At 67.3% G+C, this 15,422-nt stretch carries 15 protein-coding genes and 3 tRNA genes; 9 read left to right on the forward strand and 9 right to left on the reverse strand.

Annotated elements, in window-relative coordinates; genetic code table 11:
* The first annotated feature begins 63 nt into the window (after positions 1 to 63).
* Both ngg and LXN01_RS01640 read left to right on the forward strand, forming a co-directional pair.
* On the forward strand, positions 64 to 1,755 hold the full coding sequence (gene ngg, locus LXN01_RS01635) for an N-acetylglutaminylglutamine synthetase (RefSeq protein WP_236862796.1): 1,692 nt from the start codon (positions 64 to 66) through the stop codon (positions 1,753 to 1,755).
* 105 nt (positions 1,756 to 1,860) lie between these two features.
* A complete protein-coding gene (locus LXN01_RS01640; protein ID WP_236862797.1) occupies positions 1,861 to 3,228 on the forward strand; it encodes an osmoprotectant NAGGN system M42 family peptidase in 1,368 nt (455 codons plus the stop codon).
* 172 nt (positions 3,229 to 3,400) lie between these two features.
* Here the strand turns inward: LXN01_RS01640 and LXN01_RS01645 are convergent, their stop codons facing one another.
* The 3 genes from LXN01_RS01645 to bcp form a co-directional block, all read right to left on the reverse strand.
* The gene (locus LXN01_RS01645; protein WP_236862798.1) at positions 3,401 to 3,823 is read right to left on the reverse strand and encodes an organic hydroperoxide resistance protein; all 423 of its coding nucleotides are present in this window, start codon (positions 3,821 to 3,823) and stop codon (positions 3,401 to 3,403) included.
* Positions 3,824 to 3,862: 39 nt separating this feature from the next.
* A tRNA-Leu gene (locus LXN01_RS01650) sits at positions 3,863 to 3,944 on the reverse strand.
* A gap of 129 nt (positions 3,945 to 4,073) precedes the next feature.
* Positions 4,074 to 4,544, reverse strand: a complete 471-nt coding sequence (bcp, locus tag LXN01_RS01655; RefSeq protein WP_236862799.1) for a thioredoxin-dependent thiol peroxidase — start codon at positions 4,542 to 4,544, stop codon at positions 4,074 to 4,076.
* A gap of 226 nt (positions 4,545 to 4,770) precedes the next feature.
* On the opposite strand from bcp, the gene LXN01_RS01660 reads away from it, so the two are divergent.
* From LXN01_RS01660 to LXN01_RS01670, 3 genes are all read left to right on the forward strand, one after another.
* Positions 4,771 to 5,058, forward strand: coding sequence for a DUF3618 domain-containing protein (locus LXN01_RS01660; RefSeq protein ID WP_236862800.1), 288 nt, complete (start codon positions 4,771 to 4,773; stop codon positions 5,056 to 5,058).
* A gap of 22 nt (positions 5,059 to 5,080) precedes the next feature.
* Entirely contained in the window at positions 5,081 to 5,374 is a 294-nt protein-coding gene (locus LXN01_RS01665; RefSeq protein ID WP_236863125.1) for a GroES family chaperonin, read from the forward strand.
* A 92-nt stretch (positions 5,375 to 5,466) separates the two neighbouring features.
* Positions 5,467 to 5,539 (forward strand) — tRNA-Lys (locus LXN01_RS01670).
* 80 nt (positions 5,540 to 5,619) lie between these two features.
* Here LXN01_RS01670 and LXN01_RS01675 read toward each other — a convergent pair.
* Positions 5,620 to 6,093, reverse strand: coding sequence for a tyrosine-type recombinase/integrase (locus tag LXN01_RS01675; RefSeq protein ID WP_236862801.1), 474 nt, complete (start codon positions 6,091 to 6,093; stop codon positions 5,620 to 5,622).
* A gap of 9 nt (positions 6,094 to 6,102) precedes the next feature.
* Between LXN01_RS01675 and LXN01_RS01680 the strand changes: the two genes are divergently transcribed.
* Positions 6,103 to 6,246, forward strand: a complete 144-nt coding sequence (locus LXN01_RS01680) for a hypothetical protein (RefSeq protein WP_236862802.1) — start codon at positions 6,103 to 6,105, stop codon at positions 6,244 to 6,246.
* Positions 6,247 to 6,296: 50 nt separating this feature from the next.
* On the opposite strand, the gene LXN01_RS01685 is transcribed toward LXN01_RS01680, so the two are convergent.
* The 4 genes from LXN01_RS01685 to LXN01_RS01700 form a co-directional block, all read right to left on the reverse strand.
* Positions 6,297 to 7,001 carry a DUF4670 domain-containing protein gene (locus LXN01_RS01685; protein ID WP_236862803.1) on the reverse strand — a complete coding sequence of 235 codons (705 nt, stop codon included), beginning with the start codon at positions 6,999 to 7,001 and terminating at the stop codon, positions 6,297 to 6,299.
* Positions 7,002 to 7,373: 372 nt separating this feature from the next.
* The gene (locus LXN01_RS01690; RefSeq protein ID WP_236862804.1) at positions 7,374 to 7,532 is read right to left on the reverse strand and encodes a hypothetical protein; all 159 of its coding nucleotides are present in this window, start codon (positions 7,530 to 7,532) and stop codon (positions 7,374 to 7,376) included.
* A 137-nt stretch (positions 7,533 to 7,669) separates the two neighbouring features.
* A complete protein-coding gene (locus LXN01_RS01695) occupies positions 7,670 to 8,551 on the reverse strand; it encodes a hypothetical protein (RefSeq protein ID WP_236863143.1) in 882 nt (293 codons plus the stop codon).
* Between the two features lie 291 nt (positions 8,552 to 8,842).
* Positions 8,843 to 10,510 (reverse strand): prolipoprotein diacylglyceryl transferase, encoded by a 1,668-nt coding sequence (locus tag LXN01_RS01700; RefSeq protein ID WP_236862805.1) that lies wholly within the window; start codon positions 10,508 to 10,510, stop codon positions 8,843 to 8,845.
* A 214-nt stretch (positions 10,511 to 10,724) separates the two neighbouring features.
* On the opposite strand from LXN01_RS01700, the gene LXN01_RS01705 reads away from it, so the two are divergent.
* From LXN01_RS01705 to LXN01_RS01715, 3 genes are all read left to right on the forward strand, one after another.
* Positions 10,725 to 10,800 (forward strand) — tRNA-His (locus tag LXN01_RS01705).
* Between the two features lie 158 nt (positions 10,801 to 10,958).
* The gene (locus LXN01_RS01710; RefSeq protein ID WP_236862806.1) at positions 10,959 to 12,311 is read left to right on the forward strand and encodes a cytochrome P450; all 1,353 of its coding nucleotides are present in this window, start codon (positions 10,959 to 10,961) and stop codon (positions 12,309 to 12,311) included.
* Positions 12,312 to 12,342: 31 nt separating this feature from the next.
* The gene (locus tag LXN01_RS01715) at positions 12,343 to 13,506 is read left to right on the forward strand and encodes a PQQ-dependent sugar dehydrogenase (RefSeq protein ID WP_236862807.1); all 1,164 of its coding nucleotides are present in this window, start codon (positions 12,343 to 12,345) and stop codon (positions 13,504 to 13,506) included.
* A 20-nt stretch (positions 13,507 to 13,526) separates the two neighbouring features.
* Here the strand turns inward: LXN01_RS01715 and LXN01_RS01720 are convergent, their stop codons facing one another.
* Entirely contained in the window at positions 13,527 to 15,239 is a 1,713-nt protein-coding gene (locus tag LXN01_RS01720) for a metal ABC transporter permease (protein ID WP_236862808.1), read from the reverse strand.
* Positions 15,240 to 15,422: the final 183 nt, after the last annotated feature.

The raw sequence follows: 15,422 nt of genomic DNA on the forward strand, positions 1-15,422 counted from the left end.
CGAGGGATTGGCATCGATGAACCTCGACCTCGCCCGGACCGGCGAGACCGGACAGGAGGCGGCATGAAGCAGGACGTGATCCAGGAGCTCGGCTGGGGGCGGCTGGTGTTCGGGCAGACCTTTGCCGAGATCGAGGAGATCGGGCGGGTGCTGCGCGATGAGGCCGGCGGCACGCGGGACATCTGCATGTACCTCAAGGACCCGCACGTGCTCGTCGCGCTCCATCCGGAGGAGTACTTCATCGATCCGAGCCACACCTACCGCCTCGACCTCTCCGAGCTGCCGGAGCTGCCGGAGGCCCCGGGCATCGAGGTTCGGCCCATCGAATCCAAGGACGAGGCCGAGGCCATCAACCGCATCTACGTCCTGCGATCGATGGTGCCGGCCGACGTCGAGGTGATGTGGGAGAACCATCTGGACAATCCCGCTGTGCAGTACCTCGTCGCCGTCGACACGGCCGACGGCGAGATCATCGGCACCGTCACGGGGGTGGATCACGGGGCGCTGTTCGATGACCCGGAGCGTGGGTCCTCGCTGTGGTGTCTGGCAGTCGATCCGGTCACGCCGCGCTCGGGTCTCGGCGGGCACCTCGCCGCGTCGCTTGCCCATCGGATGGCCGACGCCGGTGCGAAGTTCATGGACCTGTCGGTGATGTGGGACAACGAGGGCGCCATCAAGCTCTATGAGCGGATGGGCTTCAGGCGCACTCCGATCTACGGGATCAAGCGCAAGAACGCGATCAACGAGAAGCTCTACGCCGCCCCACCCGTCGAAGGCCTCGAAGAGCTCAACCCCTATGCCCGCATCATCGCGGATGAGGCCATCCGCCGCGGGATCCGGGTCACGGTGCTCGACGCCGACACCGGGTACATGCAGCTGGAGCACGGCGGGCGGAGCGTGATCACGCGGGAATCGCTGTCCCAGTACACCACTGCGGTGGCGATGAGCCGCTGCGAGGACAAGCGGGTGACCCGCAAGATCGTCGAGGCGGCCGGCGTGCGGGTGCCGCAGGGCCGCAACGCCACGTTCGACCAGGAGGACGTCGACTTCCTCGACGAGGTCGGCACGCTGGTGGTCAAACCGGTGCGCGGAGAGCAGGGAGCCGGCATCACCATCGGCGTGAAGACGGAGAAGCAGCTGCGGGAGGCTCTGGTTCGGGCTGGGGGGCAGGGCTCGGAGATCCTCCTGGAGGAGTACTGCGAGGGCAAGGACCTGCGCATCCTCGTCATCAACGGCCGGGTGTCGGCCGCTGCCATCCGGCGGCCCGCCTCGGTGGTGGGCGACGGAGAGACACCGCTGGCGGAGCTGATCCGACGGCAGTCGAAGCGCCGTGGCGCCGCCACCGGCGGGGAATCGAAGATCCCGCTCGACGAGACGACCGAGGCGACGATCCGGGAGCAGGGGTACACCTTCGAGGACGTGCTCGCCGCGGGCAAGCGGCTGGAGGTCAGGAGGACGGCGAATCTCCACACCGGCGGCACCATCCACGACGTCACCGAGCGGCTGCACCCGGTGCTGGCCCAAGCGGCGCTGACGGCAGCTGGGGCCATCGACATCCCCGTGACCGGCATCGACCTCCTGGTGCCCGACGTCGAGGGCGAGGAGTACGTGTTCATCGAGGCCAATGAACGGCCGGGCCTGGCCAACCACGAGCCGCAGCCGGTGCCTGCCGAGTTCATCGACTACCTGTTCCCGAACTCCAAGCGCACACCGTGGACCTGGGAGCCGGAGAAGCCGCAGGATCCCAGCAACTGAGGTTCGGGTCGGGGCCTGTACCCTGGTCGCCAGCACCGCCGGTCGGCTCGGGCTGCGCCCAGCCGCATTCGGCAGACCGGAAACCCCAGCAGCAGGAAGGCTCTGATGAAAGACACCGCATCTGACACCACCATCGACGTCCAGGAGCTCGGCAAGGCGAACCTCACCGGCTTCGAGGAGCTCGCCGCGGGTCAGATCGACACGGAGTGGATGATCGACATCCTCTTCCGCCTGCTGCGCACGCCCAGCCCCTCGGGACGGACCGACGCCGTGATGCAGTACATCGGCGACATCGTCAGCGACCTCGGCCTCGAATCTCGGGTCACGCGTCAGGGCACCCTGGTGGTCGAGCTCCCCGGCGAGACCGAGACCGTCGACCGCGCGCTCGTCGTCCACGCCGACACGATCGGGTGCATGGTCGCCGGTCTCAAGGACAACGGACGCCTGCAGGTGGTGCCCATCGGCACCTTCTCCGCCCGCTTCGCCGAAGGAGCACGCGTTCAGATCATCACCGAGCAGCCCGACGAGGTCTACACGGGCACGATCCTTCCGCTCAAGAGCAGCGGGCACGCCTACGGCGACGAGATCGACGATCAGGAGATCAGCTGGGACCACGTGGAGGTCCGTGTCGATGAGCGCGTCAGCGACAAGGCCGGACTGGAGGAGCTCGGTATCGAGATCGGCAACACCGTCGCCCTCCTGTCGGTTCCCATGACGTCCCGCTCGGGCTACATCAACGCCCGCCACCTGGACGGCAAGGCGGGCGTTGCGATCGCCCTCGCCGCTGCCAAGAGCGTCAAGGAAGGCCGCCTGCGCCTGCCGCACCGGACCAGCATCATGGTGACGATCTTCGAAGAGGTCGGCCACGGCGCGTCGTCCGGAGTGTCGGAGGATGTCGCCGAGCTGGTGTCGATCGACAACGCAGTGTGCGCGCCGGGGCAGAACTCGATCGAGTACGGGGTGACGATCCCGCTCAAGGATCTGCACGGGCCGTTCGACTACCACCTGACGCGCAAGCTCATCCGCCTGGCGCAGAAGCACGGGCTTCCGGTGGCCCGCGACATCTTCAAGTTCTATCGCTCGGACGTCGCCGCCGCGCTCGAGGCCGGGGCCGGAGCGCGCGCCGCTCTCGTGGCGTTCGGATTGGACGCCTCCCATGGGTGGGAGCGCACGCACGTCGAATCGCTCGTCGCCTGCGCCGACCTGATCACGCTGTGGCTGCAGACTCCGCTGACCATGGGGGAATGGGACAAGCAGAAGGTCGGGCCGCTGGAGAACTTCCCGTCCCAGCGGCAGCCGATGATCGAGGAGCAGCCAGGCGACCGCCAGCACGAGGGCGAGATCTCGAATGTGCCGCGCTACCACCCCGAATTCGACGCGGACGGCGACAGCGGCTCGGTGCCTGCAGAGGCTGCCCAATCCGATCGCACCGGCCCGGAGGGACTGAGCTCGAGCGACTGGGCCGACAGCTGATCTGCTGGGGCCGCCAGCAGCTCGGCGGGCCTGACGGCTGATCTGCTGGGGCCGACAGTTGAGCAGCCCGGCCGACAGCTGATCTGCTGGGGCCGACAGCTGAGCAGGGAAGCGACGAGGCGGCGATCACCGAAGGTTCGGGATCGCCGCCTCGCGCGGTGTCAGGGGATTGTCAGACCGCGACGACCTCGACCGGGATGTTGCCGCGGGTGGCCTTCGAGTAGGGGCACAGCTCATGGGTGCGGTCGACGACCTGCTGAGCCGTGTCCTGCTCGACGCCGGGGAGGCTCACGGAGATCTTGACGCTGAGACCGAAGCTCTCGCCCTCCTTGCCGATTCCGACTTCGGTGTTGACAGTCGAGTCGGCAGTGTCGACACCGAACTCCTTGCCGGCCAGTCGCAGCGCGCCCTGGAAGCAGGCGCCGTAACCCACTGCGAACAGCTGCTCCGGGTTGGCGCCGCCACCGGCGCCGCCCATCTCCGTGGGGATTCGCAGCTCCACGTCCACGGCCTTGTCGTCGGTGGTGCCCTGACCGTTGCGGCCGCCGGTCACGACGGCCTTCGCTGTGTAGGCGATCTTCTCGGGGGTGTTCATTCGTGCGCTCCTGTTCGTCGGGGGCGAGGAAGTGCTGAGTGCGCGAGAGGGGACTTGAACCCCTACGTCCGAAGACACTGGAACCTAAATCCAGCGCGTCTGCCAATTCCGCCACTCGCGCGCGCCGTCCCCAGGCTATCGCAGGGGAACGCGCGGCACCCACCGGGCGGGCGCCTCGGGCGCGTGGATGATTCCCGAGGCGCCCGCCGGGCGGGCGATGATCGATTCTCGTGGTCAGGTGGGCAGTGGGTCAGTCGTCGAGCCCGAGCTGTTTGCGCAGACGGGCGACATGACCGTTCGCGCGGACGTTGTACTGGGCGATCTCGACCCTGCCCTCGGCATCGAGGACCACGGTCGAGCGGATGACGCCCTGGACGACCTTGCCGTAGTTCTTCTTCTCCCCGAACGCTCCCCATTCCGTCATCACGGACTTGTCGGCGTCGGACAGGAGCGGGAAGTTCAGCGCCTCCTGCTCCGCGAACTGGGCGAGCTTCTCCGGCTTGTCCGGGGAGATGCCGAGCACGGACACTCCGGCGGCCTGCAGGGCCGACAGCGAATCGCGGAAGTCGCAGGCCTCTGTGGTGCATCCCGGGGTCATCGCCGCCGGGTAGAAGTAGACGACGACGCGCTGTCCGCGGTAGTCGGAGAGGGTGACATCTGCTCCGGTGGAGTCGGGCAGGGTGAAATCGGGGGCGAGGTCGCCGACTTCGAGCTGGGTCATGGCATTCCTTCCTGGTTGTCGTGCGGCGGATCCGCGCCGTGGTCCCGCGGTGCATGCACCGGTGCGACGCGCTCGGATCGGGGCCGGCTGTTGTCCACCATAGTCGGAGGTAAACGGTAAGCTCGTGCGCGAAGGCGAAGTTGTCCGTCGCCGCTCGTGATACCGGTGAACGCGGCGGTACGGAGCGCTCGGACACCGACACTCATCACAATGTGAGGACACAGATATGAGCAGCAGCGTCTACACATCGGACGTCACGGTCGACCATGCCAACCAGGAGCAGCTCGTCGAGTCCATCCGACTGCGCGAGCAGCGGCTGGCCTCCAACCTCGACGAGCTCGTGGGGCGCGTGCACCCGCGCGCGCTGGCCAGCCGTGCCGCCGACAGTGCGAAGTCGGTCGTCGTCAATGACGACGGGTCGGTCAAGACCGACACCGTCGCGCTGTTCGGCGGAGTGGTCCTCGGGATCGCAGCGTTGGTGGTATTCGGTGCTGTGAGGAAGTCGCGTGGCTGAGACACCCCAGCTGCCCATTCGGATGCTCCACGACCGGCTCCTGGTGGAGCCGGACAAGGAGGGCGGAGAGCGCAAGTCCAGTGCCGGCATCGTGATCCCCGCGACCGCCGCCATGGGCCGGCGGCTGGCCTGGGGCGAAGTCGTCGCCGCAGGTCCGCACGTGCGTCAGGTGGCGCTGGGCGACACAATCCTGTTCGACCCCGAGGACCGCGCCGAGGTCGAGCTCGAGGGCAGGGCGTACATCCTGCTCCGGGAGCGGGACGTCCACGCGATCAGCGAATCAGCCGGTGACGAAGCCACTGGTCTGTACCTGTGAGACCAGTGGGTGAGACGCGACACACTTTCCGGGTTTCGGGTTCCTGAGTTGCATCCGGGTGTTCCGGAGAGTGTATAGTTGATTCTCGTTGCGCACCTCTAGCTCAATTGGTAGAGCAACTGACTCTTAATCAGTGGGTTCCGGGTTCGAGTCCCGGGGGGTGTACGAGCCACAAAGCCCCTCACCAGGCATTATGTCCGGTGAGGGGCTTTCGCCATTCAGTTACCAAGTCGCCAACCCCACGCTTACCCACCGTTTTCGTTTCGACCCTCGCCGAACCGCTCAAGGATCGAGGACACGTCCGGCGCTGCCGCCGGCTTCGCCACGTAGTGCGCCGAGGTGACTCCCGTGCCCGCGTGACCGAGCACCGCGGCCGCAGCCTCCAACGTCGCCTCGGCATCGACCAGCGTGGCCACTGACTTCCGGAACACATGTGGAGTGATCCGCCCGCCCTGCTCCATCGACTCCAGCGCCGTGCGCAGGGTCCGCCGGTAGTTGTTCGGCCACTTCCACGTACCCGCTCCCGAGGGGAACACCGCGTTGATCTCCGTGGGGATCGAGGCCACGGAGCGCCTCAGCAGCACCTCGATGACGAACGCCGGCAGGGTGAGGATGCGGTAGCCGCTCTCTGTCTTTGCGTGGCCCTGCCGGTGCAACCCCTTGCCGTCGATGTGCCAGGTGGGACGTCGACAATGGCACTGAACCGTGCTGCTCGCCATCGACTCTCTGTGCAAGAGAACGACATCGCCTACGTCGGCTTCATCAACAACTGGAACGGGACAAACGTCGAGCCAGCGCGAGCAGACGAAACTCGCCGCATCTACGGCTACCTGCCGTCCTGGTTCACAGACGACCCTTGGCCGGCCGAGTAGTCCAACCGCCAAGCGCCCCTGCCTCTCCGGAGGTGGGGGCGCTTCGTCGTTCAGTTGGCGATCTTCGGCTGAGGTGGGTTCGGGTCATGAAACTCACCGGTCTCGCGATAGTTCCGTATGGCCCTCCCAGCCTGCGCTGCAATGCCGGGATGGAACCAGCGAACCATGTGGAAGGCCAGCTCCGCAGAGTCCTTCTCGAGCCGAAGCCTCTGGGAGACTCGATATAGGTCCTTAGGGCCGAGATCGTCCGCCTCCTGCCTTGTCACGACGTCTTCTGCGCTTGTCGCGAAGCCCTTAAGGATGTGGGCGACGTCGTAGGCGAACGCATCCGCGTCCTGATCGAAGTCGGGCCGAACCTCCAGAGATAGCTGTGTGAGTCGGATGGCATCCTCAATAGTCAGCTGGTCATGCTTGGCCCGCGCCGAGATGGCAGCCAAGTCGGAAGCTGCCGACCGAATGAACTCCGCCTGCCGTTGCCGCTTCTCACTGTGTGCCATCTTCCGGAGCTGTTCCTCGTGGAGCTCACGCTGGTGATCTAACTCCGCCTGGTGCCGAGCCTTCATGTTCTGCTCGGACTCTTCGAGGTCATTCCGGTCCTGGTTGTATCGCCATCGAGCAACACGCCAAGTCACATAGCCCGTGATGACGACGGTCGCGATGGTGAGAACAGCTTGGACGATGACCGGAAGCCACGAGAAGGGCGCAGCGATTTCCACGCTTTCGATGTTGACGGGCGGTTGTGAGAGGTTGAGCACTGCCTGGCCTTTCGGGTGGCTGCTGGAATCTCTCGTCACTCTATGGCCACGGGCCTCGGCTCAGACTAGGAGTAGACCGCGGCACGGTTCCACCACAAAAAGGAGCCCACCTGGAATCCCCACGTTTACCCCACGTTTTCAACGGAACCCCACGGAAACCAACGAGAACGATGGAGGACCGCAGAGCGCCGACCCCCCCGTGATCACGGGCCAGATGAGACCCACGGAAACCAGCGGAATCGACGACTTCTCAACAGTGGGTTCCGGGTTCGAGTCCCGGGGGGTGTACGATCCAGCACCACCAGCAGAAATGCCGCCGTCCGGTCTGTCCGGGCGGCGGCATTCCGCATTCACGACGACAGCGGCGAGGTGTCACTCGCTCTTGAAATGCACGGCGATGTGCGGCTCACTGTCGTTCTCCATCAGGTACACCTGGGCGTCGTCCGGAGCGCCGACATCACGCGCCTTCTTCATGAAGTCTTCCCACTGCTTGATCGTCCATGTGTGCGGGTAGTCATCTCGGACCTCCATACCTCAAGTGTCACACGAGGAGGCGGTGCGCATGGCGCATGCAAGCTTTCTGCCGGTCGAACCTTCTGCCGGTCGATCTGTCCTCGCTGAGGAACGCCTATCCCCTGCCGGTTGTGATTCGACTCCGAGCGCCGCGCTCAGTCGTCGGTGACGCGCTTGCGGAGGAGATGGATGATGCAGCCCAGCGCGGCCGCACCGATCGCGATGAGAATCGCCAGCGCCCATGAGAACTGGAAACCGCTCGTCGGTTCGACGGCCGCATCGGAGTCCGTGAGCTCGTCCTCGGCGCTGCCGTCAGCGGCGACGTCCGCGTCAGCTGTCGGGGAGACCGGGCCGCTGATGACGTCCTGATCCGTTCCCGCACCGGGGGCTACCGGAACCGGGTCGGAGTAGTCCTCGGCAGGGCCGCTGTTGGCAGCGCCGGGCTCAGGGGCCCAGTCGTCTCCTGCCTGTCCGGGCACCTCGTCCGTGTGCTGCGAGCCGCCGTTGCCCAGTTCGGGATCGTCAGTGCGGTCCCGTGAGCGAGTCGGCATTCCGCCTCGGTCCGAATCCGCCTCCGAGCGATCGTCGTCCTCGTCGCCGCTGTCGGCTGGATCCTCATTGGGACCCAGGGCGGGCGTTGGTGGTGCAGTCTCCGACGGTGTCGGGGACGGGGTTTCGGACGGAGTCTCGGAAGGAGTCTCGGACTCGGACGGGGTCTCGGAAGGAGTCTCGGACTCGGACGGGGTCTCGGGAGGAGTCGCAGACTCGGACGGGGTCTCGGGAGGAGTCGTCTCGGTGGGGGTCTCGGACGAGGTCGCCAACGGGGTGTCGGAAGAAGTCGCAGGCTCGGTCAGAGCCTTGGGAGGCGTCGGGGAATCGTCAGAGGGAGTGCTCACGTCGACCAGAGGTCCAGCGGACTCCGGAGAAGCCGGGTCCCAGTGCACAGTGGCGGTGAACGCCTGTCCGGTGCCGGCGACCGCCTCGGTCGTCTCCGCGGAAGCAGGGGCGCTCAACGCGACCAGGGCAATGCAGCTCACGGAGAGCGCAATCGCGCCTGCTGCGGCGGTCCGACGTACTGTCGAGCTGAAGCGCACGGGCGTTCCTCGGGGTTGCGGTCGATCTGTTGGTGGTGGAGCGGTGAGGCCGCAGCGGGGCGGGCCGAACCAGCTCGCGGGGGTGAAGCTCCGTCAGCGGGGACGCTGGAACCCTCAGGCGATATCGTACCGATTGAGTACGACATCATACGAACAACATGCCTTACACAAAGTACTTAAAGCCACAGAGTACTCAAAGCGCTGAACGCGGTGATCCTTCCTCGCTCTGATGCCTCAGGCGCGCGCGAAGCCCACGACCTTGTCGGCTCCTTCGCGGACCACCGCGAAACCGTCCTCACCGGTGACCGCGAGCAGATTCACGTCGGTCTCCCATGCGGTGTCGTTCCGCAGCAGGCAGCTGGTCCCGCCGATGACAGCGGGGGTGAGCTGTCCGCGCGGCTCCCCGAATCGGATGTCGTTGACACTGCCATCGCGGACCAGCAGACCCGTGGTCATGTCGAACAGATACGGACCGATCACCGCGCGCTGGTACCCCTGGCCGCGCACCCAGCTCGCCTCGCCGACGGCCTCGGTGGTGGTCGAGACGGTCGAGGCGATCCGCCCATCCTCGGCGGAGTGCACGACGAGCTGGATCCGATGGCCGGAGTTGGTGCTCGCGCCGGGCTCGCCCCAGAGGGTGACGATCTCGCCGTGCCCTGCTGTGACCCACCGGATGATCTCGAGCCCGTCGTCGGGGCTCTCCAGATCGACATTCTCGGCAGCGCCGGAGGTGATGTCGGTGAGGGTGATCGGCCCATCGAACTCCGCGCTGATGAGGGTGCCGTCGTCGAGGGCCATCGGAGTCGAACCGGGAGCGGGGGTGGGCACGGATCGCAGGCCATCGGCGCTGAACGTCGAGAGAGCGTTGCCCTGTTTGATGAGCACGCTGCTGCCGGCCGAGGAGACGCGAGCGTTCTCCGGCAGGGTGTAGTCGACCGGAGCCGATGCGCCGTCGAATAGCGCTTGCGCCTTCGTGCCCGACCGCCAGAGCAGCGCCGGCCGGCCGTCGATGAGGGTGTCGACCGCGAAGCTCAGCTCGCCGCTGATCTCCGAGGAGTAGCGTTCGTCCCCGGTGGTCGGATCGAGGACGGCGAGGCGGTCGCCGTCGACCACGAGCACACCGCGGCCAGTGGCCGTCACGGAGGCGGTCTGCGGCACCTCGGCCTCCCACCAGGGTTCGGAACCGAAACCGGGCACCGGTGTCTGGGAGCTCTGCGTCGCCAGGGCCTCCTGCGGAGCCGAGACGCTGTCGGCCGGAATGCTCTCGGGGCTGGTCTGCGGTGTGCCGATGAGCGAGGGCAGGAAGTACGCACCGAGCGCGATGACGAGGAGGGAGGCCAGCACGGCCGAGGGGACGGTGAAGCCGCCCAGGCCACCGGTCCTCCGTCCGGAACGCCGCTGGGTGCCCTGCGGCGCGGCCGGGCGCTGATGCCGGCGACGGGCGCGTGAGGCACCCGCCGGCTGCGCCGGCCCGGAATAGGGAGTAGCGCGCGGATAGCGGTCGGCCTCGGCGCTGCCCGGGTCGACATGAAGCTGCAGAGGCGCATCGGGATCATAGTCGCCGGCGGGGGCCGGGGAGTCGAAGCTCGCAACATGTTCGGAGGAGCGCCGCACCGGCATTCCAGCGGCTCCCGTCACCCCCGGAGCAGGGCGCGTGAGGTCGGCATCGTCTGCGGAGGTCGGCGGCCCGGGAGCAGCGGCGATGCGTCCGTTGGGCTGGATGAGAAGCGCGCGCTTGGTGCCCGAGTCCCTGATTTCTGCCGTGATGCTCTTCTGCTCGCGCCGGGCGAGGTGGGTCAGCCGTGTCATCGCCTCGCCCAGATCCGGGTGCTGCGTAGTAGTGCCGTCGACCGTCAGGGTTGCTGACTTGTCGGCGGCGACGTGCACCTGCGCGGTGGGCATGGACAATGAACCTCGAATTGCCGGGGAAAATCGGACGAGCTGGAATTGCTCGGTGCCAAGCATACGAACGCGAAGATGAGAAAATTGCCGATGACGCTGAAAAGTTACCGAGCGGCGGCTCAATCGTTGTGTTCCTCAGCCTTCGCTCAGGCTCGGTTTGCTCCCTCGGGGTTGTCGTCCTAGAATGGTCCGTGCTGCCTGACAGCAGTCCTTGGTGGGTATAGCTCAGCTGGTAGAGCACCTGGTTGTGGTCCAGGGGGTCGCGGGTTCAAGTCCCGTTACTCACCCCAAGAAGCACCCCGTCTGCGCTCGGACCCGTCCGAGTCGGACGGGGTGTCGCGCATTCAGGGGTATAGCAGAAGCTGTCGGACCGGATCGTGCGTCGGCTACGGTGAGAGGAGACCTGCAACCCGAATCACTCGGCGCGCAGCGCCGGGAGGAGGACCACATGTCGTCCCACAGCCTGGACGAGCAGACAGCGAACGGGGCCGAGGAAGCCCCCGCCCATCCGTCTGCGCCCGCTGCCGACCTCCCCGGGTTGGCCGGCGGGTCGCTTCCCGAGTTCCCGGTGCCGAGCAGCGATCCCCGTGCCATCGCCGATGCGATCCGGCCCGACTCCGGCCTCGCGCTCTCGTCCACGGGGACAGTGGTGCTGCTGCGCCACGCCGAGGTGGTCGCCGCGGCTCATGACGCGGTCACGTTCTCCTCCGGAGTCTCCCGGCACCTGCAGCTGCCCAACGGGCTCGACGGAGATGAGCACACTGCCTTTCGGCGGCTCATCGACCCGTACTTCACTCCGGATCGGATGGCCGAGCTGGAGCCGGTCATCAGGGAGGTTGCGCGGGAGCTGTGCGCTGAACTCGTGACCGGGCAGGATGACAGCGCCGGAAACGCACCCTCCGGTGCCGCCGGAGCCGGGGGCAGTCACTCCGCCGGGACCGGCGGGGCGCGCCGCTGGGATGCAGTGTCGGACATCGGGGCGCGATTCGCGGTGCGCGCCCAGACGAGATGGCTGGGGTGGCCGAGCTCGCTCGAGCCGGTCCTGCTGGACTGGATGGCGGACAATCAGGCCGCGACTCGCTCCGGCCGCGGGGAGGACACCGCTGAGGTGGCGCACAGATTCGACGCGATCATCCGCTCGGTTCTCGACCCCCGCCGGGCGGCCGGAGCGCAGGCGCCGGAGGACGTCACGACCGAGCTGATGTGCGACGAGTCGCTGGGCCGACCGCTGCGGGAGGAGGAGCTGGTCTCGATCTTGCGCAACTGGACCGGCGGTGACCTCGGGTCGATCGCGCTGTGCGTGGGAGTGATCCTTCAGCACCTGGTCGAACATCCTGAGCTGCAGGAGAGGGTGCGCTCGGGCGTCTCCGCAGCGGAGCTCGACGCGATCATCGACGAGATCCTGCGCATCGACGACCCCTTCGTCGCCAACCGCCGCATCACCACCTGTCCGGTGAGTGTCGGCGGCGTGCGGCTGCCCGCCGGTCAGCGGGTGGTGCTCAACTGGACGTCGGCGAATCGTGACGAACTGGAGTTCGGGGATCCGAACGCGTTCGATCCGCACGGCAGCGCAGAATCGAACCTCGTGTACGGCACGGGAAAGCACGTCTGCCCCGGTCGGCCGTTGGCGACGATGGAGCTGCGTGTGCTGGTCGAGGAGATCACCTCGGCATTCTCCCTGATCACCCCGGCACCGGATGCGGATGCGCAGCGCTCGGTGACGCCCGTGGGCGGGTATTCCTCGGTCCCGGTGCTGCTGATGCCTGCCCAGGATCGGCGCAGCGCGATAACCTGCGGGTGACGGTGCTGGCGGACCGAAGCCGGAGGGGCAGATGTCGGATGCAGCGAACGTCCTGGGTCGCCTGGCCGTGACCCTCGCGGTCACGCTGATGCTGAGCGCGTGCGCCTCCGGAGCGGGGGAGCCCGACGGACGGACGACCTCAGCGGACGGCGCCCCTGCGGAGACCGTTGCCGACCCCCCTGCCGATCGGCCCGATGGCGACGACACCGCGGTCGAGGAGCAGGAACCGGGGCAGCCCCGGTTCGACGAAGCCCAGGTTCTCGCAGTCGGTCTCGACACGCCCTGGTCGATCGCCTTCCACGATCGGGCGCCGCTGATCAGCGAGCGCGACACGGCCCGGATCCTTGAGCTCGCCCCCGACGGCAGCGCCCGTGAGGTGGGCACTGTGGAGGGGGTTGTCAGCAGCGGCGAGAGCGGGCTGCTCGGGCTGGCCGTCGGTCCCGACGCCCGCCTCTACGTCTACTCGACCGGCCAGGACGGAAACCGGATTCAGCGCTTCGAACTGCAGGGGGAGCCCGGCGGGCTGCGGCTGGGATCCGTGGAGACGATCGTCGAAGGCATTCCGGCGTCCAGCACGCACAACGGCGGTCGGCTCGCGTTCGGCCCCGACGGGATGCTGTATGCGAGCACCGGCGATGCCCAGGATCAGCCGAGCGCCCAGGACCTGGACAGCCTCGGCGGGAAGATCCTGCGGATGTCTCCTGACGGCGAGGCACCGGAGGACAATCCCTTTCCCGATTCCCTCGTCTACAGCCTGGGACATCGCAATGTGCAGGGCATCGCCTGGGCCGACGACGGCACCATGTACGCATCCGAGTTCGGTCAGAACACCTGGGACGAGCTCAATGTCATCGAAGCCGGCGGCAACTTCGGATGGCCGGAGGTCGAGGGCGCCGGGGGCGGCGACGATTATCTCGACCCGATCGTGCAGTGGGAGCCACGGGAGGCCAGTCCGAGCGGCATCGCGGTGCACGGCGACACGGTCTACGTCGCCGGGCTGCGCGGCCAGCGGCTGCTTGCGGTCGACCGGAACGACCCCGCGGACTTCACCGAGCACTGGTCAGGGGAGTTCGGCCGCCTCCGGGACGTCGTCCTGGCCCCCGACGGCGCACTGTGGGTGCTGACGAACAACACGGACGGGCGCGGCAGTCCCGGACCTGATGACGACCGGGTGCTGCGCATCCCCGTCCGCTGAGCAGCATGCCCCTGCGGGTGTCAGGGCAGGTCGTCCCCGCCCGGATCCGGAAGCACCTCGGGAACCGCATCGCTGTCGCGGTGCAGCGCGCCGAGGCCGTAGGCGATCTCCAGATTTCGGCGCGTCAGCACCTGCGCGGGCGGTCCCGAGGCGAGGACGCGGCCGGCCACCAGCAGCACATGGTCCGAGGCCCGCGACTCCTCCAGGTCGTGCGTGGTCATGACGACGGAATGATCGTGCGCCTGCTCGGAGTGGATGATCCTGTCGATCGTCCGCGCCGAGGTGATGTCCAGTCCGGTCAGCGGCTCATCGAGCAGGAGGACCGTATGGTCCTGGGCCAGGGCCTGGGCCACGTACACCCGCTGGCGCTGCCCGCCGGAGAGCTCGGCGAGGTGCCGGTCAGCGAGATCGCCGATCTCCAGCTCGTCGAGCGCCCACTGAACCCGCCGGCGATCCGCACCGGAGAACGGTCGGAACCAGCCGAGCCGGGAGTAGCGGCCCATCGCCACGACCTCGCGCACCGTCAGCGGGATCCCGGTCGGGACCTCGACCGTCTGCATGACGTAGGCGACCTTCTTCCATGACTCGGAGGGCTTCCCTCCCAGCACCCGCAGACTGCCGCTGCGCGGCGCGGTGAGCCCTGCCAGTGCATGGAGCAGGGTTGACTTGCCCGATCCGTTGGGGCCGATGATCGTCGTGACCTCTCCCTGCCGGAGTGAGAACGAGGACTCGTCCACGGCGGTGTGCTGGCCGTAGGCGAGCACCAGCCCGCGTGCCTCCGCGAGCGGCGCCGAGGCGGATTCGACGCTGTCGTGCTCGTCGTAGTGACCGTGAAGATCCGACGGGGCGGGAGGCCCCGCATCCGAGGCGGCTGCGGGCTCGGCGGCCTGCGGCTGCAGCCGGGCAGCGGGCCGGCGAAGCGATCGGACGAGCTGGCGCAGGGCCAGCACGAGGAAGAACAGGACGATGGGCACGAGCGCCATCGTCGCGGAGCCTGCGGTCCCGAGGTGGAAGCTCAGCAGCAGGCCTGCCCAGACGGAGAACACGGAGATCAGGAGGGACCAGGCGAACATCTGCGGCACCGTCCGCGACAGCAGCGATGCGGTCGCCGGCGGTCCGATGAGCAGCCCGAAGACCAGCATGGTGCCGACCGAGCGGAACCCGACGATCACGGCGGCGGCGATGAGCACGAGAAGCAGCGCGTGGATGAGCTTGGGCCGCATCCCCAGCGACTGGGCCTTGGACTGCGAGAACGCCAGCGCCAGCAGCGGTCGGTACATCACGACCGAGGCGACGAGCACGATGATCGCCGGGATGATCATGCCTCGAAGGGTGTCGGGGGTGACGCCGAGCGCGTCACCGAACAGGATCCCGGTGAGGCTGCCCGAGTAGCTGCTCGAGGTGGAGATGATCACCACTCCGAGGGCCATCATCGCCACGAAGAGCAGCCCGATCCCGGTGTCCGCGTGGAGGGGAGTGGTGCGGTGTATCCACTCGATGAGCAGGACCATCACGACCACGGCGGCCGCCGCGCCCACGGCGGGCGAGACGTCGAGGATCATCGCGACGGCGATTCCCGGCAGGATCCCGTGGGCGAACGCATCGCCGAAGAAGCTCATGCCGCGCAGCACGAGCCAGACGCCGACCATTGAGGCCATGATCGCCGAGATCAGCCCGCCGGCGAGCGCCCGCTGCTGAAATCCGAGTGCGAAGGGTTCGATGAGCCATTCCATGTGCAGCTGCTATCTGTCCTCTGATCGGGAGAGCGCCTCGGCGATCCGAGCGGCGTTCATGTACATGCTTTGTGAAGCGAAACGTCATTGATACTGGCGAATATAGTCGTGGGAGCCGACGTGCACACATCGGAATATGTGCATCATTGGACGGACACGTGCTGATCGACAGCAGGAGGCGAA

Source organism: Brevibacterium daeguense, from assembly GCF_021729135.1.
Lineage (GTDB): Bacteria > Actinomycetota > Actinomycetes > Actinomycetales > Brevibacteriaceae > Brevibacterium > Brevibacterium daeguense.